The organism is Micromonospora sp. WMMD710 (assembly GCF_029626045.1).
Taxonomy (GTDB): domain Bacteria; phylum Actinomycetota; class Actinomycetes; order Mycobacteriales; family Micromonosporaceae; genus Micromonospora.
This window is the reverse complement of the sequence record NZ_JARUBD010000001.1, coordinates 459,043-484,128: the sequence shown is the minus strand read 5'-3', so window position 1 is coordinate 484,128 and position 25,086 is coordinate 459,043. Positions and strand designations below refer to the sequence as shown.

The following is a 25,086-nucleotide window of genomic DNA, read 5'->3' as shown; positions in this document are numbered from 1 at the left end:
CCCGGCCGTCCGGCTCGCGCCCCGGCCGTCCCCGTCCCACCGGCTCCCGACCCGCCGGCACGCACCGCCCGCTCCGCTAGTCGGTCAGCGGGAGGCTGACCGAGTGGTACTGCCGGGCGTCGTCGGTGACGACGGCGTGGGTGTGGTCGTCGAGGCGGTCCAGCCAGCCGATCCCGGTGACGCCCATGGCCAGGGCGGCGGTGGCGTACGCGTCGGCCACGCCCAGGTCGGTGCCGACCACCGTCACCGACCGCAGCCCGCCGGCCGGCACGCCCCGGCGCGGATCCAGCACGTGCCGTCCCCGCTCGTACACGCCCGAGGTGGCCACGGCCAGGTCCGTCCCGGTGAGCACCAGGCAGGTCGCCATGGCGTCCCACGGGTGCCGGATGCCGATCCGCCACGGCTCCCCCGACGGGGACAGGCCCCGCACCCGCACGTCGCCGCCGGCGTTCACGCAGTGGTTGCCCGCCCCGGCGGCGAGCAGCCGGTCGGAGGCGACCTGCGCGGCCCAGCCCTTCACGAACCCGGACGGGTCGAGCCGGCCGGTGGCGTACGCGTCGAAGAACCCGTCGGTGGCGCCCCACAGGTCGGCGCACGCCTCCAGCACGAACCGCAGGTCCGCCGACGCTTCAGAGAGCAGCACCTCACCCCGGTCGAAGCGGCACACCTCGCTGTCCGGCTTGTACGTGCTGAACCGGCCGTCCACCTCCCGCATCCAGGCGAAGACGTCGTCCGCCAGCTCGCGCAGGGTCGCCGGTGGCAGGTCGTCGGCGAGGTCGAGCGTGATCGTCGTACCCATGATCTGCTCGACCCGGCACAACCCCGGGCGGATCAGCGCCGCCGGCACGTCAGAACGCCTGCTCGATGGCGGCCCGCAGGGACTGCTTGTAGGCGTTGCTGGTCGCGGTGGCGCCGGAGACGGTGTTGAGGTTGGCGTTCTGCTTCCGCACCACCTCGCCGCCGCTACCGTCGTAGCTGCTGCGGACGTCACCGCTGTGGATGTCGGACTCACCCCCGCTGGGCAGGGACAGCGCCACGGCGTCGACGATCCGGTTGCCGGAGACGACGATCTGGACCTGGACGTACCCGTACGTCTCGCTGCCGTCCTTGGCGTCGAAGCCGGCTCCGGTGACCCGGCGGGTGGTCGACTGCGGCGCCTTGGTGGTGGTCCGTGGGGCGCTGGGGGCCTTCGTGGTCGTCTTGGTGCCGGACGGGCGGGCGGTGGTGGTCTTGGTGGGTGTGGGCGACGAGGGCGCGCCGGGGGCCGCCGACGGCGTCGAGGCGGCCGCCACCGGATCGGCGGCGGGTTCGGCGCTCGGGTCGGCGCCCGGTCCGGCGGGGTTGACCGGTTGCCCGCTCGGCAGGTTCTGGGCGACCTGGGTGGCCTCCGGTGAACCCTTGAGCACCACCAGCGCGGTGGTGCTGGCGGCCAGGCCGGTGATCGCGAGGAACGCGCGACGCATGCGATGCCCTCCTACAACTCGAAGGTGGCCAGGTGGATCTGCCGGCGGGGGACGCCGGCCCGGCGCAGGGCGCGCACCGACTGTTCCACCAGCCCGGGCGGCCCGCACAGGTAGACGTCGCGTCGGGCCACGTCGGGCACCAGTTGACGCAACCCGTCGGGGCTCATCAGCTGGCGGGGGCCGGGGTCGTCGCGGGAGCCGATGACGTACCAGAGGGAGGTGTCGCGTTCCTGGGCCAGCCAGTCCAGCTCCCGGCTGAGCAGCACGTCGGCCGGTGTGCGGGCCCGGTAGATGAGCGCGGCGCCCGGCGGCAGCTCCTCCAGCATGGCCCGGATCGGCGTGATGCCGCTGCCGCCGGCGATCAGCAGCGCCCGTTCGCGGACCCGGTGCGCGGCGGTGAAGGTGCCCGAGGGGCCCTGCGCCCAGACCCGGGTGCCCTGGTCCAGGTCGCGCAGGTCCGCCGTGTGCGTGCCGACCACCTTGACGGTGAGCCGCAGCCAACGGCCGTTGGCCGCGGCCGAGACGGAGAACGGGTGCGACTGCCACCAGCAGCCGCGGGTGAGGAACCGCCAGCGGAAGTGCTGACCGCCGAGCATCGCCAGCCGGTCGAGTCGCTCGCCGGTGAGGTAGATGGAGACGGTGTCCGGGCTCTCCGCGACCACGTCGGCGACCCGCAGCTGGTGACGCAGGTTGAACGCCAGCGGCGCGATCACCCGACCCCAGAGCAGGGCGGCGACCACCAGCACGTACATCGCGATCCAGCCGGTGCGTACCGGACCGGGCCGGTAGAGCTGCGCGCCGTGGGTGAACTGGTGCCCGAACCCGAGCAGCAGCACCAGATAGCTGGACCGGTGCAGCAGGTGCCACAGCTCGTAGGGCAGCGCGCGCCGGATCACCCGGATGCTGCTGAACCCGATCAGCATCATGATGCCGGCGGCGACGAACGCCGAGACCATGTCCTCGTATTCGCCGAGGAGCGTGCCCACCTCGGCGAGGATCGACTGCTTACGCAGTTCGGAGTACCCGGCGAGGATCAGCGACAGGTGCGCCAGCACCGCGACCAGCAGGGTGGCACCGACATCGCGGTGCCAGCGGCTCAGGTGTTCGCCGCCGATCCAGCGCTCCAGCACCGACAGCCGGCTCATCATCAGCACCTGCACGAGCAGCAGGTAGCCGGCGACCAGGCCGGTGATCCGACCTGCCGCGCTGAGGGTGGCCGCGGTGGACTTCAGCGAACCGGCGGGGGTGCCCAGCCACCAGGGCAGCACGCTGGCGAGCAACCCGACCAGGAGCAGCGCGGCCAGCAGCCGCCGGCCGCCGGGTCCGCGCCGGGCCGGGATCTGCGGGGGTACGGGTACCGCCGACCGGCCGCCGTGCCGGGACGAGGTCCCGGTGCGGCGGCCGGCGGCGTGGGTGTGCGAATCCGTCACGCGTACAGCTTCATCGGGGCGTACTTCTGGCGGGGGAAGACCTTGTCGACCTCCGCGTTGGTGAGCCCGAACCGGCCCTGCGCGACCGCGCCGTAGACGTTGAACATGTTGTTGTACTCCGGCACGTCACCGGAGTCCAGCTTGTCCAGACCGTTCCAGGTGCCCAGCAGCGAGCCGGCCAGCTTCTTGCCGGACAGGATGGTGACCACGCCGCCGTGCCCGTGGTCGGTGCCGCCGCCGTTGGAGCCGACCCGGCGGCCGAACTCGCTGGACACCATGATCGTCACGTCGGCGGCCTGCGGGCCGAGGTCGGTGAAGAACGCGGCCATCGCGCTGGCCAGCTCGTTCAACCGGCGGTGCAGCTGACCACCCTCACGGGTGCCCTGGTTCTCGTGGGTGTCGTAGCCACCCATCCCGACCGTGGCGACCCGCACGTTGGCGCCACCCTTGATGAGCTGCGCGAGCTGCTGGAACGCGTTGCCGACGCCCTCGTACTTGACGCCCTCGACGGGCTGGTACGGCTTGGCGGCGAGCTTCTGCGCGGTGGCCAGCGCCCCCATGCCCTCCTGCACGGCCTCCTCGACCGGGTGGTTGATCCCGGTGAAGAGCCCCTTGATGGCCTTCTCGGTGGCGGCCCGGAACCGATCGTCACCGTTGAGCCGCAGGGAGCCGACGTTGTTCAGCGAGATCGCGCCGTTGTTGCCGACCAGCGAGCGGGGCAGCGTGCTGCCGATGCCGACGCTGCGGAACGCGGTGCCCTTGCCGAGGTTGTCGACCAGTCCGTCGAGCCAACCCCGGCCGCCGGTCTCGTTGGGCAGCCCGCCCAGGTTGCAGGCGTCCGCGGCCTGGAAGTGGCTGCGCGACAGCCGCTCGTCGGACACGGCCGGGATGAAGCCCAACTGGCCGGCCGTGAGCCACTTCTCCAGCGGCTTGAACGCGCTGGTCAGCTTGAAGCCGCGGCCCAGGGCCAGCGAGTCGTTGCCGAGCAGCAGGTCGGGGCGGGCCTTGGCGAGCACCGGGTCGTTGTCCGGCGCGATCAGGCTCAGCCCGTCCAGCCCGCCGTAGAGGAAGACGTGGATCAGGGTGCCGGTCTTGGTCGCCGCGAACGACGCCGAGGTGGTGACGAACTGGGCGGTGGCCAGCGCGGTGGCGGTGGCCGCCGCACCGGCGACGAAGGTACGCCGGGTGACGCCGCGACCGTCCTGCTGGGCCTCCTCCAGGTCCTCCAGGGTGCGGTAGCGATCGGCCTCGGCCGCGTTCTCGGCGGCGACCAGGTCGGCCTCGGCGCGCAGCAGGGCCTCGGTCGGGTTGTCCGCCAGCCGCCGCAGGTCGGGGCATTCGGGGTGCAGGGGGAATGAGTTGTACACAGTCGTCTCCATCGGGTGCCTCACCGGAGGTGGTGCTGGGGGGAAGCGAGGATCGCCCGCGCGACGGCGGTGATGGCCCCGTTGAACGTGGCGTCGACCTTGGCGGTCGCCGAAACACCGGCCACGCCCAGGATCAGGTTCTTCTCCCGGGTGCTCAGCTTCTGGTTCACCAGGCGCTGGGCGAGCGCGTCCACGTACGCGCCGGCCGTCGTCGGCGGCTTGGCGACCAACTTCTCCGGCGCCGTGAACGTGAAGGTGGTCCGGTAACCGGCGACGATCTCACCGGCCTCGTTCCAGCCGTTGAGCATGGTGCCGGCCGACGTCCACGCGACGTAGACGTCCGGGTACCCGTCGGGGGTGGGCTGGCCCATCGGGAAGTGGCCCAGCTCGCGCATCTTGTCGTGGATCTGCCGCAGGCCCCGGGCGTACGGGGTGCGCTTGTTGTCACCGTTGTTGTGCTTCGGCGACGCGTCCGGCGACACACCCAGGGTGCGGTACGTGGCGACCAGGTACTCCATCGGCCGGCGCACCTTCTGACCGACGGCGGCCCAGAACTCCGAGGAGCTGAACAGCGTCATCAGCACGGGCTTGATCATGCCCTTGTTGGTGGTGTACGTCTTCGCCAGCCGGTCCACCAGGGACTTCGGCGGCGTGTCCGACACGAACCGGGTGGCCAGGCTCTGCGCCACGTACTTCGCGGTCGACGGGTGCATCGCGATGTAGGTGATGTACGCGTCGATGGCCGCTTCGGCCTTCTTCGGGTCCGACGAGTTGTTGGCGTGGCTGAAGCCGAGGATCTTCACCTTGCCGACATAGTGCTGCTCGGGCCGGAAGACGTACTTGCCCTTGTCGTCGACACCGCGGCCGGTCTGCAGCATGGCCGCCTGCCGGACGTCCGGCTCCTTGTAGCCGCCGTCGACGCCGACCGAGTACAGCTCCAGGTTCTCCCGGGCGAGGTTCTCGTTGATGGCGTCCTTGCGGGAGTCCTTCTGGTTCAGGTAGATCAGCAGCGCGGGGTGCTTGTTCGCGGCGACCAGCATCTCCGGGTAGCTGCCCAGGGCGTGCTTGCGCACGACGTCCTTGTCGAACGAGTTGCGGTACACCTCCCCGCCGTCGAAGTCGGCGGCGACGTGCAGGAAGTCGTTCCAGAAGTCGACCATGACCTCGAACAGCTGGCGCTTGGACCAGATCTGCCGGGCGATGGTGGCGTCGACCATCTCCCGCTCCGGCTGGGCGCCCTGCTCGTTGAGCTGGTCCCGCTGGGCGCGCAACTGCTGCACGTCGAGCTTCTGGGTGGGCAGCTCGGCGAGCTTCAACTCGGCCTTGCTCGGCTCCAGCTTGTCCGGTTCCATCTGGGCGCGGATCCAGCCGTCGATGCCCAGCTTCTTGATGTCGGCGACCACGGCCGGCGTCGCGCCGAAGGTGGTCCGGCGGGCCAGGTGCAGGATCGGGTCCTTGGCCAGCACCGTCTTGACGGTCACCTGGGTCTCCGCCGCCGCGGCGGCGGGGCCGGAGAAGGTCCGGCCGCCGGTGGGCGCGTTCTTCTTCAGCGCCTCGCCGGCGCGGGAGCCCATGTAGCTCTCGTTCTGCTCGGTGTAGGTGCGCACCGTGCTGGGCTGCTGGCCGCTGGGCCGCGCCGCGGTGCCGTCGGTCACCGTGCTGCCGGTCGCGTCACCGGCCGCCTCGTCACCGAAGAGGCTGCGGATCTGCGGGGTCATGGCGAGGGCCGCGCCACCGGCCACGACGGCGGCGGTGCCACCGATCGCGACCATGGCCCTGCGCCGGCCGACCTTGCGGCCCGGCTCATCGTCATCGTCCAGGGTGGGCAGTCCGGTGCCGGCCGTGCGGGCGGGGGCCGGGCGGCCGAGGCCCTCCGGGCCGACCCACTGCGGCCCACGCGGGGCGGGGGCGGGCTGTGCGTAGCCGTCGCCGTACTGCTCGCGCGGGTCGGCCTGCGCCGGGTAGCCGCCCTGATAGGGGTGGGGCGTGTCGTACCCGTACGACGCGGACGGGTGGTGCTCGGCGTACCCGTCCGCGGTGTGGTGCTGGCGTCCGTCCCAACCGCGGTCGTCCCGCGGTCGACGTGGTGGCACATTCTGGTCGGCCATGTACCAATCCCGATTTCTGATGAGCGCCGGAAGCTGCGACCGGGCAGGTGCGGCAGGTGCGGCGACTGTTGCCTGAGGGGGTTGCTACGGCAAGGTAACCAAGCGCTCAGGTGCCTTCAAGGCAGCCCGAACGCCCTCGTGCGGGCACTTAAGACAGCCCTCAGTACGACATCCGCGCCGGGCCGCGCGCCGAGGCGGGCCGCGCACCTTCTCAGCAGGGCGTACGTGCGGCAGCCGGGCACGGAGCGGACCGTGCGGTCGTACGCGGCACTTTCGGAGTGGTTCGGCACCACAGGCAAACTTAAGGTTCGGATAAGCCAGACGTGAAGTGCTCTCGCGCGAGGGAAAAGTACCAGCAGCGGGTGAGCGTGAGCGGCCACCGCAGCGGGTATGCCGCCGGACCGCTGAACGCGTGAGGGGAAGGCAGCGCCATGCTCAGCAAAGAGGATCAGCGCAGGTTCGACCAGATCACCCGTCAGCTCCGGGAGAGTGACCCGGCCTTCTTCGCCCGGCTGGACCATCGGGTCCGGGCCCGTCGGGGCCGTTATCTGATGTTGTTGACGATCGTGCTGTGGGCGTCGCTGCCGGCGATGACCGTGTTCGCCGGCCGGCTCGCCGGGGCGATCTGCGCGGTGGTGCTGGTGGCAAACGCCGCGATCATGTGGCGATTCCGCCGCCGCTGGACGTGACGACCCAGCCGGTGCACGTGCCGGCTCAGCCGGCGGACGTGACGGCTCAGCCGGTGCACGTGACGGCTCAGCGGTCGGCCGGGCCGAACGCCCGGTACGCGCGGCGCAGCCGTTCGAGCAGCCCCGGCCCGCCGATGCTCGGCGCCGGTGGGCCGAGCTGACGCAGCAGCAGGTCGGGGCCGGTCGCCAGTCGGGGCGGCCGGTCGGGCAGCGGCACGGGCGGTGACCAGAACCGGTCCAGGGCCTGTGTCATCAGGGCCGCCGAGAGGCCGGTGAGCGCGCGGGCCGTACCGGCCGGTGTCGTGTCCACCAGGGACGGTTCGATGTCCAGGGCGGATGGTCCGGGTGGCGCCGGCGTGCCGGTGGCCTCGGCACGCCGGGCGCGGAGCGCGTCGAGCAACTGGGTCCGGGACCGGCCACGCCAGTGCAGCAGCTCGAACGGGTCGGCGTCGAACGCCTCGGCCAGGAGATAGAACGTGGCCGCGAGGTGCTTGCACGGCACCGCGAAGTCGGGGCAGTTGCACCGCTGGGTCAGCTCGTCCACGCCGGTCGGGAAGAGTGGCGCGCCGGCGGTGACGAACAGTTCCTCCAGCTCGTCGGGCAGGTCCCCGGCGAGCAGCCGGGCGCTGAAGAACGCCTGTCCGGCCAGCTCCTCCTCGATCCGGGTCCAGAGCGCGGCCGGGAACGGCGACAGCGCGATGGAGACCTCGTACGGCCGGGGTCGGGAGCCCTGCACCTCGGCGCTGACCCGCCCCGGCGCGATGTCGAGGCGGAGCACCTGACCGGCCCGCGCGTACGACCGGCCCCGCGTCAGCCGGGTGCCGAGCGCGAACGACTCGAGCACCTCCAGGAAGCGTCGCGACCACCAGGACCGGCCGATCGCCCCTCGGGCGCTGCGCGCCCGCAGTCCACCGTCGACCCGGCGGGGACGGCCGTAGTCGGCGAACCGGTCGGTGCTCATCACTCCACCACCGCTTCGGCCTCCAGGCTGAACAGGTCACGCAGCTGCCCGGTGGACAGCTCGGTGATCCACTGCTCGCCGGTGCCGACCACCCGCTCGGCGAGGTTGCGCTTGTCGGCGATCAGCGCGGCCACCTTCTCCTCCACCGTGCCGGCGCAGACGAACTTGCGGACCTGCACCCGCCGACGCTGCCCGATCCGGAACGCCCGGTCGGTGGCCTGGTCCTCCACCGCCGGGTTCCACCAGCGGTCCACGTGCACCACGTGGTTCGCGGCGGTCAGGGTGAGCCCGGTGCCGCCGGCCTTGAGGGAGAGGACGAACAGCGGCGGGCCGTCCGCCGACTGGAAACGCTCGACCATGGCGTCGCGTTCGGCCTTGCCGAGGCCGCCGTGCAGGAACAGCACCTCCCGGCCGAAGCGCGCCGACAGGTGGCCGCGCAGCATCGCGCCGAACTCGGCGTACTGGGTGAACAGCAGCGCCCGCTCCCCCGCCGCCAGGACCTCCTCCAGGATCTCGGTCAGCCGGGCCAGCTTGCCGGAGCGGCCCTCCAACGGTGATCCGTCGCGCAGCAGCTGGGCGGGATGGTTGCAGACCTGCTTGAGGCGGGTCATGGTGGCCAGCACCAGCCCGCGTCGTTCGATGCCGTCGCTGGTCTCGATCCGGGCGAGCATGTCGTCGACCACCACCCGGTACAGGGCGGCCTGCTCGGCGGTGAGGTTGCAGAGCACCTCCATCTCCAGCTTTTCCGGCAGATCGGAGATGATCGACGAGTCGGTCTTGAGCCGGCGCAGCACGAACGGGCCGGTGATCCGGCGCAGCCGCTCGGCCGCCTCGGCGTCGCCGTGCCGCTCGATCGGCTCGGCGAACCGCTTGCGGAACGTCGCGGCCGGCCCGAGCAGGCCCGGGTTGGCGAACTGCATGATCGACCAGAGGTCGGCGAGCCGGTTCTCCACCGGTGTGCCGGTCACCGCCACCCGCTGCCGGGCCGGCAGCGCGCGGACCGCCTCGGCCTGCCGGGTGGACGCGTTCTTGATCGCCTGCGCCTCGTCCACCACCACCCGGTGCCAGTCGATGCCGGCCAGGTCGGCGGCGTCGCGGGCGGCCACCGAGTAGGTGGTCAGGACCAGGTCCGCGCCGTGTGCGGCCGCGGTGAACTCCGCCCCCCGCGCCCGCTCCGCACCATGGTGTACGTGCACACGCAGCTTCGGCGTGAACCGTGCCGCCTCGCGCTGCCAGTTGCCGACCAGCGACATCGGACAGACCAGCAGTGTCGGCCCGGCGTCCGGTGGATCCCCGGCCAGCAGCGCGAGCAGTTGCACGGTCTTGCCCAGTCCCATGTCGTCGGCGAGCACACCGCCCAGGCCCAGCGACCGCAGGAAGGCCAGCCAGGCCAACCCCCGCTGCTGGTACGGCCGCAGCGTGCCCCGGAAGCCGGGCGGCGGGTCCAGCGGGGTGAGCCGCCGCTCGACGGCACCGGCGAGCAGGTCGCCCAGCGCCCCGTCGGCGGTCACCTCCAGCACCGGCAGCGCCCCGGTGTCGTCGCCGTCGGTCAGCCCGAGGCGGAGCAGGTCGGCGACGGTCAGCTCCCCCGCCGAGCGGAGCAGGCGCAGGCCCGCGGCGAGCCGGCTCGGGTCCAGCTCCACCCACCGGCCGCGCAGCCGCACCAGCGGGGTCTTCAGCTCGGCCAGCGCCGCCAACTCGTCGGCGGTCAGCGGATGGTCGCCGAGCGCCACCTCCCAGCGGTAGTCGACCAGGGCGTCCAGTCCGACGCCGGCGTCCACACTGGCCACCGTGCCGGGCGCGGTGCGGCTGCGGGCGCGCAGTCGGGCGCCGAGCCGTGCCGACCGGCGTTGCCACCAGGACGGCAGCAGCACCCCGAACCCGGCGGCGTGCAGCACCGGGGCACCCTCGCTGAGGAAGCGGTGGGCGCCCTCGACGTCCAGCTCCATCGCCTCGGGGGCGGCGGTGCGCAGCGCGGAGTCCAGGTCCGGCCAGAGCCGGCTGGCCCGCCCCAGCTCGGCGAGCAGCGTCTCCTGCGGGCTCGTCGTACGGCCGGCAAGGCCGGCGAGGGTCTGCGGTGCCCGCCAGACCTGCCCGGCGTCGACGTGCAGGCCCGGCTCGTCGGCCGGCTGCAGCCCGAACTCCAGCCGCCACCGCCCGGCACCGGCGGCGTCCACCAGCGACGGCACGGTGTGGACCGCCGTCGGCACGGTGTCCGCCGCCGTCGGCACGGTGTCCACCGCCGTCGGCACGGAGTCGGCCGCCGTCGGCACCGTGGCGGCCGGGCGGGTGGCCAGGATCGGTTCGGTCACCTCGTCGGGGGCCGGTTCCACCAGGCGGAAGCTGGCCCGCACCGGGCCGCCTGCGGCGTCGCGCTGCCAGGTGTCCAGCTCGCCGCGCAACGTGTCCAGCGCCGCCGGATCGACGGTGAACTCGCGGTGCGGGCCGGCGAGCGCGGCCAGCCAGGCCGGTGCCGGGCCGCCCGGGCGTACCCCGCGGGCCAGCGTGGTGGTCGCGAGGGCGGCCCGCGCGGCGGCGTCGGTCAACGCGGCCAACGCGTCCGCTACCAGCGCCTCGGCCGCCAGTTCGGTGCCGCCGGGGCCGGCCGTGGCCCGGGCGGCCGGCGGCAGGGCCAGCGCCAGCGACCGCGCCCAGCCGGCGTCGGTGCCGGTCAGCAGCGGACGCCACACCGCACGCGCGGTCACCCCGGCCCCACCCCCGGACGGCAGCGGTCCGGCCGCACGCGCGGTCACCTCGGCCCCGCCCCCGGACGGCAGCGGTCCGGCCGCACGCGCGGTCACCTCGGCCCCGCCCCCGGACGGGAGCCGTCCGGCCGCCCGCGCGGGCACGCCAGGCTCAGGAACCGTCGCGCTCACGCCCGGGAGGACGCGGCCCCGGGCCACCAGGTCGGCGGCGAAGTCGGCCAGCTCGGCGAGGTGGCGCAGGGTCGCCCCGGGCACCGCCGCAACCTCGTCCAGGGCGCGCAGCAGCGGCAGTGCGTCGTCCGGGGCGTACACGAGGATGGGCACCCGCCACCCGGCCAGGGTGAGCCGGCCGCGGGCCGGGGGTGCGACGGCGGTCCGGATCAGCTCGGGTGAGTCGGTCGGCGCGCCCGCCCGGGTGGGCAGGGTGACCAGCGCGGTGTCCGGACGGGCCGGCTCGGCGGCGTCGGCGAGGGCGGCGACCAGGTCGGCGTGCCCGGCGGCGAAGGGGTGCGGGCGTTCCCGGGGCGGCCGGCCGGAGCGGGTCGGAGCGGGAGCCGCGCCGCTGTCCTCGCCCCAGACGGCGAGGCCGCCGGCCGAGCCGTCGCCGGGCAACCACAGCCCGTGGATGACCAGCACCTGCTCCCCCTCGTCGCCGCCCGCGCCCAGAATAGGCGGCCTCGTGGACGAGCTTCCGCACCCCACCTACGCGATCTTGCACTGTGTGTCGACGGTGTGCGCGGGATGCACCTTTTGCCCGCGACAGAAAGTGCAAGATCGCGTGGGGTGGAGGTGTGGCCGCGACGGGTTAGCGTCGGGGGCATGGTTGACCTGGTGGTTGTTGGCGGGCTCGGGATCGACGTGCGGGTGCGGGTGCCGGCGCTGCCGTTACCGGCCGCCGATTCGCACACCGTCGAGCCGATCGAGCTGCGGATCGGCAACACCGGCGCCGGGGTGGCGCTCGCCGCCACGGCGGTTGGCCTGCGGGTACGGGTGGTGGACACTCTCGGCGCGGACCCGGCCGGCGATCTGGTGCGGGCGGCGTTGACCCGGGCCGGGGTGCCGGCGGTGCTGGCCGAGGACCGCGGCGGCACCCGACGCTCGGTGAACCTGGTCGACCCGGGCGGCCGGCGCACCTCCCTGTACGACCCGCGCCCGTGGCGGGGCGGTCCGCCGTTCGCGGCCACGGAGGTGGCCGAACTGGTCCGCGACGCTCGGCACGTACACGTCTCGATCATGGACTGGACGGTGCCGCTGCTGCCCGCCGTGCGGGCCGCCCTCCCGGCGGGCGTGACGCTCTCCACCGACCTGCACGACTGGGACGGCGAGAACCCCTACCATCCGCCGTTCGCCGAGGTCGCCGACCTGATCCTGGTCAGCGGCGTGCGGCTGGCCGGACGGGCCGCGTCGCTCGCCGGCACGCTGGCGCCCCGGACCGTGGTGGTGACCCGGGGCGCGGACGGCGCCGAGCTGTACCCGGGCGACGGTTCGGTGGTGCCGGTGCCACCGGCCGTCCCACCGAGGCCGGTGGTGGACAGCAACGGGGCTGGCGACGCCTTCGCGGCCGGGTTGATCGCCGGCCGGCTACGGGGCGAGCCGCTGGCGGACGCGGCCCGGTACGCGGCGCGGGTGGCCGCCGCGGCCTGCACCCACGACGGCATGGAGTATCCGCCGGGACTGCTGCCCACCAGTTGACGCCGTGGTCGGCTCAGAGTGCGCCGGTGGCGCCGTCGGTCAGCTCACGCAGGATGTTGGCGGGCCAGCACCGGGCCGAGCGTCGGATCGATCCTCTGATCCATCCACCGACCCTAGCGACGGAACAGCTCCAGCGCTGCCCCGCTAACCGCTGCGGGCGGCCGACACGACGGGCAGGATGGGCGCATGGGTTCATCCGTGCAGATCCTCCTCGTCGGCGGCACGGCGGACGGGCAGACCGTCACCGTCGAGTTGGACACCAATGGCCGCCCGCCGCTGACCCACCACCACCTCGGGTCCGGCGGCCTGGCCCAGGCGCAGATCTACGAGCTGGAAAACGCCCGTGAGGAGTCCCGCGAGTGGCGCTACCGGTGGACCGGCCCGGCGATGTGACCCGCCGGCTCAGACCCGGGTCAGGGTCTGGTTGCGCAGGCTGTCGAGCACGCCGCGGGTGACCTCGGAGGTGCCCCGGGCCTGCTCGCACACCTCCGCGACCCGTCGGGCGGTGGCGTCGGCGCGCTGCTCCCGCTCGTCCCACAGCCGGTCCACCTCGGCCAGCAGCGGGCCCTCGACCTCCCGTTCCACGCCACGCAGCGCCGGCACACCGAGACGCTGGGCCAGGTCGAAGACCTTGCCGGCGTACGGCAGCGGCAGGAACGGTGTGCCGACCATCGCCGCGAAGATCAGGAAGTGCAGGCGCATCCCGACGGCCAGGTCGAAGTGGCGCATCAGCCCGAGGATCTGCTCCGGCGAGTACGTGCCGTGCAGGATCCGCCCCCGCTCGGCGGCGACCATGTGGGACAGCACGCCGTGCGAGTGCCGGATGTCGTCGCGTTCCATCGGCACGAACAGCACGTACGCGTCGATCCGGTGCACCAGGAAGTCACCGATCTGGGCGAGCAACCGGTGGTAGCCGTCCACGTCGAGGCGTTCGGCGGCCCGTCCCGGCTCCCGCACGCTGATGCCGACCAGGCGTTTGCCGGCCGGCACACCCTCCTCGGCCAGCAGGTGGGCCGGGAAGTCGGCCGGTTCCAGGAGGAACGCCGGGTCGGCGGTGACCGTGATCGGGTTGAGCAGTCCGGCCTCCTCCAGCACCATCCGGGACTCCTGGTCCCGGACCGTCACCTGGGTGGCGCTGGCCAACGTCTCCCGGACCATGCCGGTGTCCACCGCGTCACTGAGCGGCCCGACCCCCACCGCGTACGTGATCAGGGGCAGGCCGCGCTCCTGGGCGACCCGGACGACCCGCAGGTAGCGGCGGGCCTCCCGGTCGTAGAGGATCCCGCCGCCGCCCAGGATGAGCAGGTCGAGCTGGGCCAGCACGAGAGCGGAGTCGGTGCGGCTGACGCCCTCCCAGGGCACCGCCTCGACGTCCGGGTGGGCGGCCCGGGTGTGTTCCGGGTTGCGAGAGAAGACAATGATCCGGGCATTCGGTTCCTGCGTGCGCAGGTCGGTCAGCAGACCGGTGAGGATCGCCTCGTCGCCGAGGTTCCGGCCACCGTACGAGCCGAGCACACCGATGGTCAGTCCGGCGCCGTGCGTCATCCGTCGCTCCTCCCCAGGTGCGGTCTGCGCGGGTTTCCCGCTGGGCAGGTGAACAGTCCTGCCGGGGAGACCGCCCCGGGGCCGGCTCAGTCGACCGGTTCGATCCGTTTGGCCATCTGCTGGGCGGTGACCTCGAAGCCCAGGCTGCGGTACAGCCCGATCGCCACGGTGTTCGAGCCGAACACGTTCAGTCCCAGCTCGGGTACGCCGAGTTGGGCCAGTTCGGCCTCCATGAGCTGGATCATCCGCCGTGCGTACCCGCGTCCCCGGTGCGCGGAATCCACCTCGATGTTGTGGATCCAGGCCCGGCGCTTGTCGGTCGCTCCGGCCGCCCCGGGCAGCGTCACCCAGATCCAGCCGACCTCGGTGTCGCCGACCCGGGCCACCCGCAGCAGCGCGCCCTCGGTGACCGCGCCCGCCGGCAGCAGCTGCCGAAGCTGGAGCGCGGAGTGCTCCAGGGCGGCCTGCGGGGTGAACCCGCGGTGCGCGGCCAGATCCTCGGCGTACGCCCGCTCCAGCGGCCCCAACAACCGGTCCAACTCCTGCCCGGTCATCGGCGTCAGGTGAAGTGTCACCGACCCCTCCCTTTCGTGATCACGAGGTTGACGGACGATCTGATCTCAACAATGCCCGCCAACCTCATGATCACCCCGAGGGAGGGGTTGGGGAATGGGGTTGTTGGGTCGGGCGGGACGCCCCGGCTGCTGGGCTGCGTCGACGACGGCGAGTGGGTGGCCCTGGTCTTCTCCGATGTGGAGGGTCGACACCCGGCCACGCCGTGGCGGGCCGACGAACTGAACCGCGTGCGCAACGCCCTGGAGGTGATGGCCTGGGCGCTCACCGGCGTGTACGCCGGGCTGGCCGGGTTCTTCGCCGACAGCGCCCGGCGCCCGCCGCCGCAGGGCATCCCCACCGTCCGCGCGTTCCAGCAGGCCCAGGCCGACGCCCTGCTCCCCTGGCTGGCCCAGCGCCTGGCCTGACCCGCTGGGCCTGCCGAGGGCCGGCACCGGCCCGGTCGGTCAGCTGCGGCGGCGGTCGCGGCCCGCTGTCAGGAGGACGCGGGTGCCGACTCCAGCCGGTGCGCCAACTGCGTCAGGTCGTCGAGACGGACGTCGCCGTCGAGGCCCTTCAACGCGGCGGTCACCGCGCCGGACGCCCGCCCCGCCTCCAGCCCCACCTCGGCGTCCTCGACGACCAGGCAGCGCGCCGGCGACACGTCGAGCAGCGCGGCGGCCCGCAGGTAACCCTCCGGGTCCGGCTTGCCCGCGCGGACGTCCTCGACCGTGACCAGCACGGGAGGGTCGATGCCGGCGGCACCGAGCCGGGCCGTGGCCAGCCGGGCGTCGGCGCTGGTCACCACCGCCCAGGGCAGCCCCAGCCGGGCCAGCGTCCGCAGCAGCTCGTGGGCACCGGGGGTGGGCGTCACGTCGGACAGATCGTCGTACTGCAACGCCAACTGACGGGCCGAGGCGGCGGCGACCGCCGAATCGTCCAGCCCGGGCAGCAACCGGCGCACGGTGCGGTCGGCGGGACTGCCGTGCGCGATGGCCAGCGCCGCCACCGGGTCGGTGTCGTATTCGGCGGCCCATCGCTCCCAGGCCCGCTCGACGGCGGCGTCGGAGTCGACCAGGGTGCCGTCCATGTCGAAGAGCACCGCGTCGATGCCGGACAGATCCACGACCAGAGCATAGGGCGGTGCCCCGTTGAGCCGATCTCGGACCTCGGCGGTCGGTGGGTCAGGTGGGGGCGCCGACCGGGTGGGTGAGGAACGGCAGCACGACGGCCGGCAGGGTTGGCGCGCCGACGATGTCGGCGTGCGTATGGCCGGGCAGCACGGCCAGTCGGGCGGCGGGACGGTCGGTGCCGTCCCCTCCGGCGTCGCGGTGCCCGCCGCCGAGCAGCCCGTAGAACTCGGCCACGTGGCTGATCGGGATCGAGTCGGCGTCGGCGAAGACCAGCAACGTCGGCATGCTCAGCCGGGCCACCTCGCCCGACCAGTCGTAGTCCCGACGCAGCAGGTCACCGCTCTTGGCCCACAGTCGCGGCCAGTCCTGCGGTCGCGGGGCGACGCGCTCATAGAGCAGGTGCGGTGGCGTGCCGCGCATCTGTTCGCCGACCCGCTCGTCCTGGCCGGCCATGGCGGCCAGGACCTGCGGATACCACCCGGCGCGCCGGCACGGCGTGGACACCAGCACCAGCCGCCGCACCAGCGCCGGATGCTGGATGGCGGTTCGCAACGCGACACCGCCGCCCAGTGAGTAGCCCAGTACGTCGGCCGTGGCCAGCCCGAGGAGGCCGAGGAGCGCGGCGACATCGTCGGCCATCGTCTCGTAGCGCAGCGGGCGGTCGACGTCCGCGGTGCGCCCGTGGCCCTGCAGGTCGACGGTGATCACCCGACGTCGACCGCGCAACGCCGGGACGATCGGGGCGAACATCTCCCCCGACCCGTAGCCGCCGTGCAGCAACACCAACGGCCGGCCGTCGCCGTCCGACTCGTGCCAGAGCCGCAGCCCGTTGACCTCGGCGTAGCTCACCCGGCCCTCCCGCTCGTCGGCGTCACCCGTCCCGATCCAACACCGGACGAACGACGTCGACGAACACAATCCGGCGATTCGTCCGTACCTCGATCGCGGCGAGCCAACGGTCGCGATGTCGGTCCCGCAGCGGCGCTGCCGCGTCGCCCGGCTCGTCGCCGAGCCGGCGCTGGTCGGCGTACTCAGTCGTGAGACTGGCCAGCACCGACCGGGCCACCGCCGCGACGTCCGCCGGACCCTCCAGCAACACCAGGTTGTACGCCTCGTCGACGGCGCGCATCGCCGTGTACGCCTCGTCGTAGCCGGACGTTGGCTCGCTCTTGGCAGCCTCCAGCCAGCGCCGGTCCAACTGCCGGTACGCCCGGTCGCAGGCGCTCAGGAACCCGACGTACGCCTCCCGCCGCAGCTCGTCGCGGCGGGTCGCCCGCCGCTCGGCGCTCTCCTGGCCGGCGACGGTGAGCTGATGGGCCAGTTGCCGGCGGGTGCTGAGGGCACCGACCAGCCCGGTCAGGGCCGCGGCGGCCAACGTGGACAGTGCGGTGATCAGCGCGACGGCGACGGTGTCCTGCACGCGCCCATCATGAAGCGCCGACGCGGCCGGTGTCAGCTACCGTCGACCGCAGCGCAGACACCAGACCAAGGACAGGAGCGAAACCGTGCCGGAGGCCCTGCCCGCGAGTCGTACAGCGGTGCTGGTCTGCCAGGGCCGCGCGGCGGCGCACGGGCTGATCGCCGCCGGCCGGTTCGCGGATCCGACGGCCATCCGCCTGCTCCGCGCCGACGAGCGCGAGGCGGTCCAGTGGGTACGCGACGCTGCTGTTCCCCAGCCGTGGCGGCAACGGGTCGACTACGAGTCGGTACGGGCCAACGCCGAGATGATCGTGCCCCGGACGGTCGCGATCGACGACGCCGTACGCGCTCACCCCAGCCCGCAGGTGGTGATCCTGGGGGCGGGGTTGGACGGTCGCGCCTGGCGAATGCCGGAACTCGCCGATGCGCTGGTCTTCGAGGTGGACCAGCCGAGCAGTCAACGCGACAAACGGGAACGCGCCGAGGGCCTGCCCGGTACCCCACCGACGTTCGTCGCGGTGGACTTCGGCCACGACCGGCTCACCGAGGCGCTGGCAGCCGCGGGGCATCGCCCCAGCGAGCCGACGTCGTGGATCTGGGAGGGCGTCGTGCCCTACCTGACCACGGCGGAGGTGTCCACGACGGTCGCCGCGCTCGCCGCCTGCTCGGCGCCGAACAGCCGCCTCATCGTCAACTTTCAACTGCCCGGAACGTCCGTGACGCTGGGCCGGCTCGTCGCGCGGCTACTGATGGCGTCGACCGGCCGGCGAAGTGTCTGGGCGACCGAGCCATGGCGTTCGACCTGGACGCCTGCGGCCATGGCCGCCCTGCTCGCCCGACACGGCTTCACCGTCACCGGTGAGCACGACCTGCTCGAGACGGCGCGCGCACTTCGGGTGCCGATCCGCCATGCCACGTCACTGACCCACAGCCGGGTGATGGTCGCCGATCGCACCTGAGTCCGACGGGCTGTCGAAAACGGGGTCACTTTGTGTACGCGGAATTGCTACAGGCTACCTGTTCAAGCTGATCCGGGAGTCCATCCCGCTCACGCAGGAGCAGCTCGCCGTCGACCTGGACATCGATCGCGTGACCGTGCAGAGCTGGGAGTCCGGGCGTCGGCCATTCACCGCGGTACCGCTCGGGCAGGCAATCGCCGTCCGACGCCGGCTCGGACGGTTCGGCGCGAACACAACCCTGCTCGCAGCACTCGACGACGCCGCCGAGGCGGATCTCATCCTCGCCGCCGTCCTCGACGAACATGTGAATCGCTGCGACATCGCCGAACATCCGCTGGGCTGGTCCGTACTCACCCACCGTCTGACCGACTTGATCCTCTGGGCCCTCCTCGGGCAGACACCGACCTTCGCCAGAGGACTACCCATCGCCCATCCCCGGCGGGGTCCAGTTGCGTCCGGACCGACCCTGCCCGTCGACGAGCAACAAGCGTTCTTCGCTCACCTTCACGTGCTCGCCGATCGCACCGCAGCCGGACGGCATCGGAACGTTCTGCTGCACCGGCAAGCCTGCTTCCTTGCCGGCATGGACCCCACCAAGGCAGCAGCAGGCTGGCTCAGCCAGACCACCGCCCGAGCACACCGCACGACCACCTTCCGCACCTGGTCACCGCTGTGGCCCGACGCCCGCTCCGTCGTCACGTCCCTCGCTAACCAGGGCGACCCGGAACCGTTGAGAGACTTCATTGCTCGCGCGCACCCCGACGACGCCTGCGAGCGAGCAGCCCTCAACTACTCGGCCTACTGGGTGGGCGAGATCCCGTTCCGCCACCGCGACGACTCCTTCATGCCCGAAGCGCTCGCCGACTGGCACGGCTCAATCCTTCTTCGGCACCTGGTCCGTCGTCTCGATCCAGGGCATCCCTTCGTCGACCTCAACATCCACAACGTCTGGGCTTTGCTGGCCGCACGACGCGGTCTCGCTCTCGACAACCCCGCCGCGACTCGGTCGCTCCTCGACCGCAGCGTCCCGCTCCTGGACAGTGACCGGATCTCCGCGCAGTCGCGGCAGGAACTAACCTCTATCGTCTACAGCCTGCGGGCGGACGGACTCACCGGCACAGGGACGGGCAGATGACCGACGATCACGACGCCGCCGGAGCGATGAACTTCATCTTCGAAGCCGGCGTCCTCAAACGCGCCGCCCGGACCGGCTGGTGGTTCGCCGGCGTCAAGCAACCCGAGTCCATCGCCGAGCACTCCTTCCGAACGGCGCTCATCGGAATGATGCTCGCCGCTATCGAGGGCGCCGACCCAGCCCGAGTGTCGATGCTCTGCACCCTGCACGACACCCAGGAAACCCGAATCACCGACATCCCACACATCGCCAAGCGCTATCTCACCGCCGTACCCAACACCGCCGTCACCGACGACCAGGTGGCCGCCTGCCCACCAGCCGTCGCCGACGTCATCACCGCCGCAGTCGCCGAATACGAAGCTGGCGAGACACTAGAAGCTGTCGTCGCCCGTGACGCCGACAAGCTGGAATGCCTCGTCCAAGCCGTCGAGTACCGCCACCAAGGCATCGACAACGTCCAGCGCTGGATCGACAGCTCACGAGCCGCCCTGAAGACCGCCAGCGCCCACCGCCTGGCCGACGCCGCCCTCACCGGACAACCACTCGCCTGGCTCACACCCCCGCCGCAGGAGTAAGCCTTCAAACACTTGACGTTGTATTGATCTGCGGCAGGGGTGTAGTCGACCAAAGTGGACTCTTTGCCTTGCGAGCTGCTGTTACGCCTCGCATCGATGGTCAGTTGTTGGGCGTCCCCCAGCTTCCCTGACGACCTGGTAATGGCATGATCTTAGGCTCAGCCGGGCACCCACTACAGTCCGGACGGCCCAAAGCCGGCAAGCCGGCCTATCGAGGCTGGGCATGGCTCACGGGCTACCAACTCGACGACCGGGGCAACGCCATCGACAAGCGGGATCTGCGTTCAGCTCCAGTGAATACCGCGAGGCGTCGCGGTCATCCGAATCACCGCTTAGGCGCTGCCGCCTGCCCTGCGCCCTGCTGATTGGTTACAGCTGGACTAGAGGACCCAGAGACCAAATAGGCTGAACTAGAGGACCCAGAGACCAAATAGGCTGAACTAGAGGACCCGGAGGCCGAATAGGGAGCTGGACTATCTGTTCCGCTTCTAATCATCGAAACAGATGAGGTCGAGGCGCGAGCACGAGCCGCCCTTACTGACTCGATTCGAGCACTCAAACGTTTGTAAAATTCAGATGACTTATATGGATCTTTACCATTCGCATTCCAGAACCTGAATGAGGCATGCCCGGCTCGGGAAATCGGAGTATCCGGGGGAAACTCAATTGCGCGCAAATTACACGGCTGAGCCATGCCTCTTAGATATCTGGCCGACCATTGCAAATCCTCATTGGTTACCACGTCCTTATCACGCACTTTGCGCTCCTTCGCGTTAAGCGCCGCCCTGACCGGGCTTCATGTTGCGAGACGCCAGCAACCCAGCATCTTCCCGTCATCAACTAAACGGCTGTGGCGGTCGGCAGGTTCACGCCAGGGCTCAGGAAGGTAAAGATGAGCCGTTTTCATCATGGGTAGCGGGCCCCCTCGGCGACTCGGCGTACAAGGATGGCCCGGATGATCCGGGTGGCGGCGGCGTGGGCAGCAGCACAGCTTGGACCCCCGTTGCTGTCACCGCCCCGGGAGCTGATCTTCCCGGGGGGATTTCCGCTGGTGGTGAAGGGTGGGCGCGGCAGGTTTCGAACCTGCGACCCCTCGCTTGTAAGGCGAGTGCTCTCCCACTGAGCTACGCGCCCGGAACGCCCCGTGTGGCGGGCCGGTGGCTGGCAAGCTTACCTGCTTGCCGCCGGCCCGGACGCACGGCGTACCCCGGTCAGATGGCCGCTTCGGCGAGGGCCTTGCGCCAGCCCTGCTGGTCGCGGGCCTCGCCCGGGCCGTTCATCTCGGCGAAGCGCACCACGCCGGCCTTGTCGATGACGAAGGTGCCCCGGTTGGCGAAGCCGGCGACGTCGTCGAAGACCCCGTATGCCTGAGCGACGCCACCGTGCGGCCAGAAGTCGGCCAGCAGGGGGAACTGGTAGCCCTCCCGGTCGGCCCAGATCTTGTGGCTGTAGACCGAGTCGACGCTGATCGTCAGCACCTGGACGTCGTCGTTCACGTACTCGTTGAGGTTGTCCCGCACCTCGCACAACTCGCCCTGGCAGGTGCCGGTGAAGGCCAGCGGGTAGAAGACCAGCAGCACGGTGCGCCTGCCCCGGAAGTCGGAGAGCCGGACCTCCTGGTTGTTCTGGTCCTTCAGCACGAAGTCCGGTGCCTCGGCACCAACCTCGATGGGCATGCGATCTCCTCGCTCGAGTCAGAGGGACGGCACCAGGCTGCCACACCCGGCGGTACCGACCGCCGGGCGTGCGATGCGGCCGGGCCTACTTCTTGGCCTTGGCCCCGCGGCGCAGCACCAGGCGGGCGCCGCTCCAGTCCCGGCCGGCGTTGACGGTCGAGGTCTGCTGCAGGCCGGCCGTGGGCGCGGACTCCGCGACCTCGCTCGGCTCGACGTGCCCGTCACGCCCCGCCTTCGGCGTGAGCAGCCACACGACCCCGTTGTCGGCCAGCGGGCCGAGGGCGTCGACGAGAAGCTCGAAGAGATCACCGTCGCCGTCGCGGTACCAGACCAGCACCGCGTCGACCACCTCGTCGGTGTCCTCGTCGACAAGCTCTCCACAGCGGTCGGTCAGGGCGTCGCGGAGATCCTGGTCGACGTCGTCGTCGTACCCCATCTCCATGACGACCATCCCCGGTTCGATCCCGAACCGGTCCGCCAGGCTGCGTACCCCGTCGGCGGCCTGACCAGCGGTCGCGCTCACTGTCGCGTGCCTCCTCATCTCGTCCCTGCTCGCGGCGTCGGGACCGACGCCGTCAGGCAAAGTCCACACAGTTGTGCCTCTGCGCGCAAGTGGCGCACCGGGTGGAACGGAATTTACCGTGCCAGCAGCGTACGGGCACCGTCGGTAATGGCTTCCGTGGAGACCAGAACATGACGTGCTGCCGGACCTAATGGTACAAACGAGTCAACCCCGGCCACTCGGCGCGCCGCGCCCACATATCCGGCGTCGACCAGGGCGGCGATCACGCCCTCGCCGACCCCGCCGGACCGGCGTGTCTCGTCCACCACCAGCACCCGGCCCGTCGAGGAGGACTCCCGGATGATGTCAGCCACCGGCAGGGGAGCCAACCAGCGCAGGTCCACCACGCGGGTGCCCACCCCCTCCTCGGCGAGGACCGCCGCGGCCCGCAGCGACATCCGCACCCCGTTACCGAAGGTGATGATGGTCAGGTCGTCGGCCGAGCCCACCTGGTAGACCCGTGCCCGCCCGACCGGCACGTGCCCGGCCACCCACGCGCCCGGCTCCGGATAGCCCGCCAGCCACTCCCCGTCACCCTCGGCGTACAGGTCGCGGGTGTGGTAGAGCGCGATCGGCTCCAGGAACACGCAGACGCTGCCGTCCACCGCCGCGCTCGCCAGGCAGGTCCGCAGCATGGGCGCGGCGTCGTCCGGCCGCGCCGGCACCGCGATCACCAGACCGGGCACATCCCGGAGTACGGCCACCGAGTTGTCGTTGTGGAAGTGCCCGCCGAACCCCTCCTGGTACGCCAGCCCGGCCACCCGCACCACCATCGGGTTACGGAACGCCCCCTGCGAGAAGAACCGCATGGTGGCCGCCTCGCCGCGCAGCTGGTCCTCGGCGTTGTGCAGGTACGCCAGGTACTGGATCTCCGGCACCGGCAGCATCCCGGCCAACCCCGCGCCCAACCCCAGCCCCAGCACCGACGTCTCGTCGAGCAGGGTGTCGAAGACCCGGGCCGCCCCGAACGTGTCGCGCAGCCCCTTCGTCACCCCGTACACCCCGCCCTTGGCGGCCACGTCCTCGCCGAAGATGGCCATCTGCGGATGGTCGAGCAGGCCGTCGGCGAGCGCCGCGTTGATGCTCTGCGCCAGGGTCAGCGGGCCGGCCAGCTCCGGCGGCTTACCCCCGAAGGCCTCCGCCCGCGCGGCGGCGCCCGGCCCGCTGGCCCGCGCCGCCGCGTCACCCACTGCCCGCGCCACCCGCACCGGACGCCGGGGCGCCAACGCCGACACCACGTCGGCCGCGGAGGCCAGCTTCGGCTCGCCCAACACCTCCTCGGCGATCCGGCGTACCTGCCAGCCGGTCTCGTCGTACCGGGCCAGCAGCTCCTCGCCGGTGGCCACGCCGGCGTCCACGAGCAGCCGCGCGGTCGCGACCACCGGATCCCGGTCCAGGTCCTCGGCCAGCTCGGCCGGGCCGCGGTACGCCGACTCCGCGTCGGCGCCGGCGTGCCCCATCAGCCGCACGGTGCGCAGGTGCAGCACGGCCGGACGGCGGTGCCGGCGCACCCAGTCCACGGCCTCCTGCGCCACCTCGTACGTCCGCACCGGGTCGGCCCCGTCGGCGCTGACGTACCGGATGCCCGGCTTGGCCCGCAACGCCGCCTCCACCCACCCCTGCGGGGAGCGAACGCTGATGCCCAGCCCGTTGTCCTCGCAGACGAAGAGCACCGGGATGCGCAGTCCGGCGTGGTCGTACCAGCCGGCGGTGTTGAACGCGGCGGTGGCGCTCGCGTGGTTGACCGAGGCGTCGCCGAAGGAGCAGACCACGATGGCGTCCGACGGCCACGGGGAGACGCCGTCGCCGACGCGCACTCCCGCGCCGGTACGGCGTCCGGCGCTGTCCAGCCGGCGCAGTCGCTCCACCGCGAGCCCCATCCCGACCGCCCGGGGCAGGTGTGAGGCGATGGTGGAGGTGGTCGGTACGACGTTCAGGTCGGCCCGGCCGAACACCTTGTGCCGGCCGCCGGCGATCGGCTCCTGACTGGAGGCGACCATCCCGCGCAGCACGTCGCGGGCCGCCTCGGCGTACGGCGCGAATCCGCCGGCAGGCGGCGCGGACCCGGCCGGCTCGACCTCGGTGGCCGGATCCGGGTCGGTGCCCTGCTCACGGTCGGCGGCCTGCTGCCGGTCGGCGGCCGGTTCGGCGTCGGGAGTCTCGGCCGGCGCGGTGTCGGCGGCGGCCTGGGCGGCCCGCACGCAGTAGAACGCCCCGGAGCGGTAGTGCAGCAACGCCGGATCGGTGGGGCGCAGCGCGGCGGCGACCGCCGCGTTGCCCTCGTGCCCGGCCGAGCCGATGGTGTAGAAGCCCTCACCGAAGCTGCGCAGCCAACGACCGGCCAGGTCGAGCTGCCGGCTGGTCACCTGCGCGTCGAACAGGTCCAACAGTCGCGCGCCGGTCAGCGGGGCGTCGTCGGTGACCGGGGCGGCGGGGTCACGCCGCCGCGGCGCGGCGGGAAGTGCCGCCAGCGTCTCCCGGAACCGGTCGTCGAGATCTTGCGGGGTGGTCACGTCCGACAGCATTACCGACGCGAGCCCTGGTCGCCCAGTGGGACACGGCCGGCACGGGTCGACTCACTCCGGGCCGCACGGCTCCGGAAGGCCGCCGTCGGACACCTTCCACACCAGGTCACGGAGGGTGCCCAGCTCCTCGTCGGTCAGGCCGGCCAGGAGTCGGGAGTCGGACATCACCTCGGCCACCCGGTCCCGCACGGCCCGGCCGTCGCCGGTCACCACGAGCGTCTTCTGCCGGCGGTCGGCCGGGTCGGTCCGGCGCTCGACCAGACCAGCCTGCTCCAGCCGGTCGACCAACGCCGTCACGTTCGACCGGTCACAGCTGAGCCGGTCGGCGAGGTCACGGGCCGGCAGCGGATGGTCCGGGTCCAGCTCGTGCAGCGCCCGGGCCGCCGCCGGGGTGAGCCCCAACTCGGCGAACGCGGTGCCCTGCCGGTGCCGCACGGAGGCCGTCAGGTGCGCCATCCGACGCACCACGTCGGCCGCGAGACCGTCCCGGTCCACCGGTCGACCTGCTGCGGCTCCTGCCTCCTGAGTCACCGCCACATCGTACGCAGTCGTGCCGTTCGTCCAGCTCAGCGATCCGGCCCGGGCACACC

Annotated in this window: 22 protein-coding genes, 1 tRNA gene and 1 pseudogene; 7 read left to right on the top strand and 17 right to left on the bottom strand. The window is 72.1% G+C overall.

Annotated features, from left to right (window positions below; genetic code table 11):
- Positions 1-76: 76 nt before the first annotated feature.
- From O7620_RS02390 to O7620_RS02370, 5 genes are read right to left on the bottom strand one after another with little or no spacing between them, the layout of a single operon-like run.
- Positions 77-799 (bottom strand): FAD:protein FMN transferase, encoded by a 723-nt coding sequence (locus O7620_RS02390; RefSeq protein ID WP_278126821.1) that lies wholly within the window; start codon positions 797-799, stop codon positions 77-79.
- Positions 800-848: 49 nt separating this feature from the next.
- On the bottom strand, positions 849-1,463 hold the full coding sequence (locus O7620_RS02385) for an FMN-binding protein (protein ID WP_278121639.1): 615 nt from the start codon (positions 1,461-1,463) through the stop codon (positions 849-851).
- Between the two features lie 11 nt (positions 1,464-1,474).
- Entirely contained in the window at positions 1,475-2,893 is a 1,419-nt protein-coding gene (locus tag O7620_RS02380) for a ferredoxin reductase family protein (protein WP_278121636.1), read from the bottom strand.
- Positions 2,890-4,272: a DUF1501 domain-containing protein gene (locus O7620_RS02375; protein WP_151489695.1), complete on the bottom strand. Its 1,383-nt coding sequence runs from the start codon at positions 4,270-4,272 to the stop codon at positions 2,890-2,892. Before O7620_RS02375 ends, O7620_RS02380 begins: the two co-directional genes overlap by 4 nt.
- An 8-nt stretch (positions 4,273-4,280) precedes the next feature.
- Positions 4,281-6,368 carry a DUF1800 domain-containing protein gene (locus O7620_RS02370; protein WP_278121635.1) on the bottom strand — a complete coding sequence of 696 codons (2,088 nt, stop codon included), beginning with the start codon at positions 6,366-6,368 and terminating at the stop codon, positions 4,281-4,283.
- A gap of 431 nt (positions 6,369-6,799) precedes the next feature.
- On the opposite strand from O7620_RS02370, the gene O7620_RS02365 reads away from it, so the two are divergent.
- Positions 6,800-7,057 carry a DUF3040 domain-containing protein gene (locus tag O7620_RS02365; protein WP_139586530.1) on the top strand — a complete coding sequence of 86 codons (258 nt, stop codon included), beginning with the start codon at positions 6,800-6,802 and terminating at the stop codon, positions 7,055-7,057.
- Positions 7,058-7,124: 67 nt separating this feature from the next.
- Here the strand turns inward: O7620_RS02365 and O7620_RS02360 are convergent, their stop codons facing one another.
- Together O7620_RS02360 and O7620_RS02355 are read right to left on the bottom strand one after the other, a co-directional pair.
- Complete coding sequence (locus O7620_RS02360) at positions 7,125-8,018, bottom strand: SWIM zinc finger family protein (protein WP_278121634.1); 894 nt, start codon at positions 8,016-8,018, stop codon at positions 7,125-7,127.
- A complete protein-coding gene (locus O7620_RS02355) occupies positions 8,018-11,359 on the bottom strand; it encodes a DEAD/DEAH box helicase (RefSeq protein ID WP_278121632.1) in 3,342 nt (1,113 codons plus the stop codon). Before O7620_RS02355 ends, O7620_RS02360 begins: the two co-directional genes overlap by 1 nt.
- Positions 11,360-11,542: 183 nt before the next feature.
- Between O7620_RS02355 and O7620_RS02350 the strand changes: the two genes are divergently transcribed.
- Complete coding sequence (locus O7620_RS02350; protein WP_278121631.1) at positions 11,543-12,415, top strand: carbohydrate kinase family protein; 873 nt, start codon at positions 11,543-11,545, stop codon at positions 12,413-12,415.
- Positions 12,416-12,601: 186 nt separating this feature from the next.
- On the top strand, positions 12,602-12,808 hold the full coding sequence (locus tag O7620_RS02345) for a hypothetical protein (RefSeq protein WP_278121629.1): 207 nt from the start codon (positions 12,602-12,604) through the stop codon (positions 12,806-12,808).
- 9 nt (positions 12,809-12,817) lie between these two features.
- Here the strand turns inward: O7620_RS02345 and O7620_RS02340 are convergent, their stop codons facing one another.
- Positions 12,818-13,960 carry a polysaccharide pyruvyl transferase family protein gene (locus tag O7620_RS02340; protein ID WP_151489700.1) on the bottom strand — a complete coding sequence of 381 codons (1,143 nt, stop codon included), beginning with the start codon at positions 13,958-13,960 and terminating at the stop codon, positions 12,818-12,820.
- Positions 13,961-14,046: 86 nt separating this feature from the next.
- On the bottom strand, positions 14,047-14,535 hold the full coding sequence (locus O7620_RS02335; protein ID WP_151489701.1) for a GNAT family N-acetyltransferase: 489 nt from the start codon (positions 14,533-14,535) through the stop codon (positions 14,047-14,049).
- 120 nt (positions 14,536-14,655) lie between these two features.
- Between O7620_RS02335 and O7620_RS02330 the strand changes: the two are divergent.
- Positions 14,656-14,940 (top strand): annotated as a pseudogene (locus O7620_RS02330) (hypothetical protein); the annotation flags it as partial.
- 68 nt (positions 14,941-15,008) lie between these two features.
- Here the strand turns inward: O7620_RS02330 and O7620_RS02325 are convergent.
- The 3 genes from O7620_RS02325 to O7620_RS02315 are packed head-to-tail and all read right to left on the bottom strand — an operon-like array spanning position 15,009 to position 17,065.
- Positions 15,009-15,638, bottom strand: coding sequence for an HAD-IA family hydrolase (locus tag O7620_RS02325; protein ID WP_278121624.1), 630 nt, complete (start codon positions 15,636-15,638; stop codon positions 15,009-15,011).
- A 58-nt stretch (positions 15,639-15,696) separates the two neighbouring features.
- Complete coding sequence (locus O7620_RS02320) at positions 15,697-16,494, bottom strand: alpha/beta fold hydrolase (RefSeq protein WP_278121622.1); 798 nt, start codon at positions 16,492-16,494, stop codon at positions 15,697-15,699.
- A 22-nt stretch (positions 16,495-16,516) separates the two neighbouring features.
- Positions 16,517-17,065, bottom strand: a complete 549-nt coding sequence (locus tag O7620_RS02315) for a hypothetical protein (RefSeq protein ID WP_278121620.1) — start codon at positions 17,063-17,065, stop codon at positions 16,517-16,519.
- Between the two features lie 85 nt (positions 17,066-17,150).
- Between O7620_RS02315 and O7620_RS02310 the strand changes: the two genes are divergently transcribed.
- From O7620_RS02310 to O7620_RS02300, 3 genes are read left to right on the top strand one after another with little or no spacing between them, the layout of a single operon-like run.
- The gene (locus tag O7620_RS02310) at positions 17,151-18,023 is read left to right on the top strand and encodes a class I SAM-dependent methyltransferase (RefSeq protein ID WP_278121618.1); all 873 of its coding nucleotides are present in this window, start codon (positions 17,151-17,153) and stop codon (positions 18,021-18,023) included.
- A 10-nt stretch (positions 18,024-18,033) separates the two neighbouring features.
- Positions 18,034-19,158 (top strand): helix-turn-helix transcriptional regulator, encoded by a 1,125-nt coding sequence (locus O7620_RS02305; RefSeq protein WP_278126820.1) that lies wholly within the window; start codon positions 18,034-18,036, stop codon positions 19,156-19,158.
- Positions 19,155-19,733 (top strand): HD domain-containing protein, encoded by a 579-nt coding sequence (locus O7620_RS02300; protein ID WP_278121617.1) that lies wholly within the window; start codon positions 19,155-19,157, stop codon positions 19,731-19,733. The genes O7620_RS02305 and O7620_RS02300 overlap by 4 nt, the downstream gene beginning before the upstream one ends.
- Positions 19,734-20,795: 1,062 nt before the next feature.
- On the opposite strand, the gene O7620_RS02295 is transcribed toward O7620_RS02300, so the two are convergent.
- The 5 genes from O7620_RS02295 to O7620_RS02275 form a co-directional block, all read right to left on the bottom strand.
- Positions 20,796-20,867, bottom strand: a tRNA-Val gene (locus O7620_RS02295).
- A gap of 77 nt (positions 20,868-20,944) precedes the next feature.
- Complete coding sequence (locus O7620_RS02290) at positions 20,945-21,409, bottom strand: peroxiredoxin (RefSeq protein ID WP_278121616.1); 465 nt, start codon at positions 21,407-21,409, stop codon at positions 20,945-20,947.
- A gap of 85 nt (positions 21,410-21,494) precedes the next feature.
- Entirely contained in the window at positions 21,495-21,932 is a 438-nt protein-coding gene (locus O7620_RS02285; protein ID WP_110565654.1) for a DUF3052 domain-containing protein, read from the bottom strand.
- Between the two features lie 113 nt (positions 21,933-22,045).
- A complete protein-coding gene (locus O7620_RS02280) occupies positions 22,046-24,496 on the bottom strand; it encodes a thiamine pyrophosphate-dependent enzyme (protein ID WP_278121615.1) in 2,451 nt (816 codons plus the stop codon).
- 51 nt (positions 24,497-24,547) lie between these two features.
- On the bottom strand, positions 24,548-24,952 hold the full coding sequence (locus tag O7620_RS02275; RefSeq protein ID WP_151493336.1) for a MarR family transcriptional regulator: 405 nt from the start codon (positions 24,950-24,952) through the stop codon (positions 24,548-24,550).
- Between the last annotated feature and the right edge of the window lie 134 nt (positions 24,953-25,086).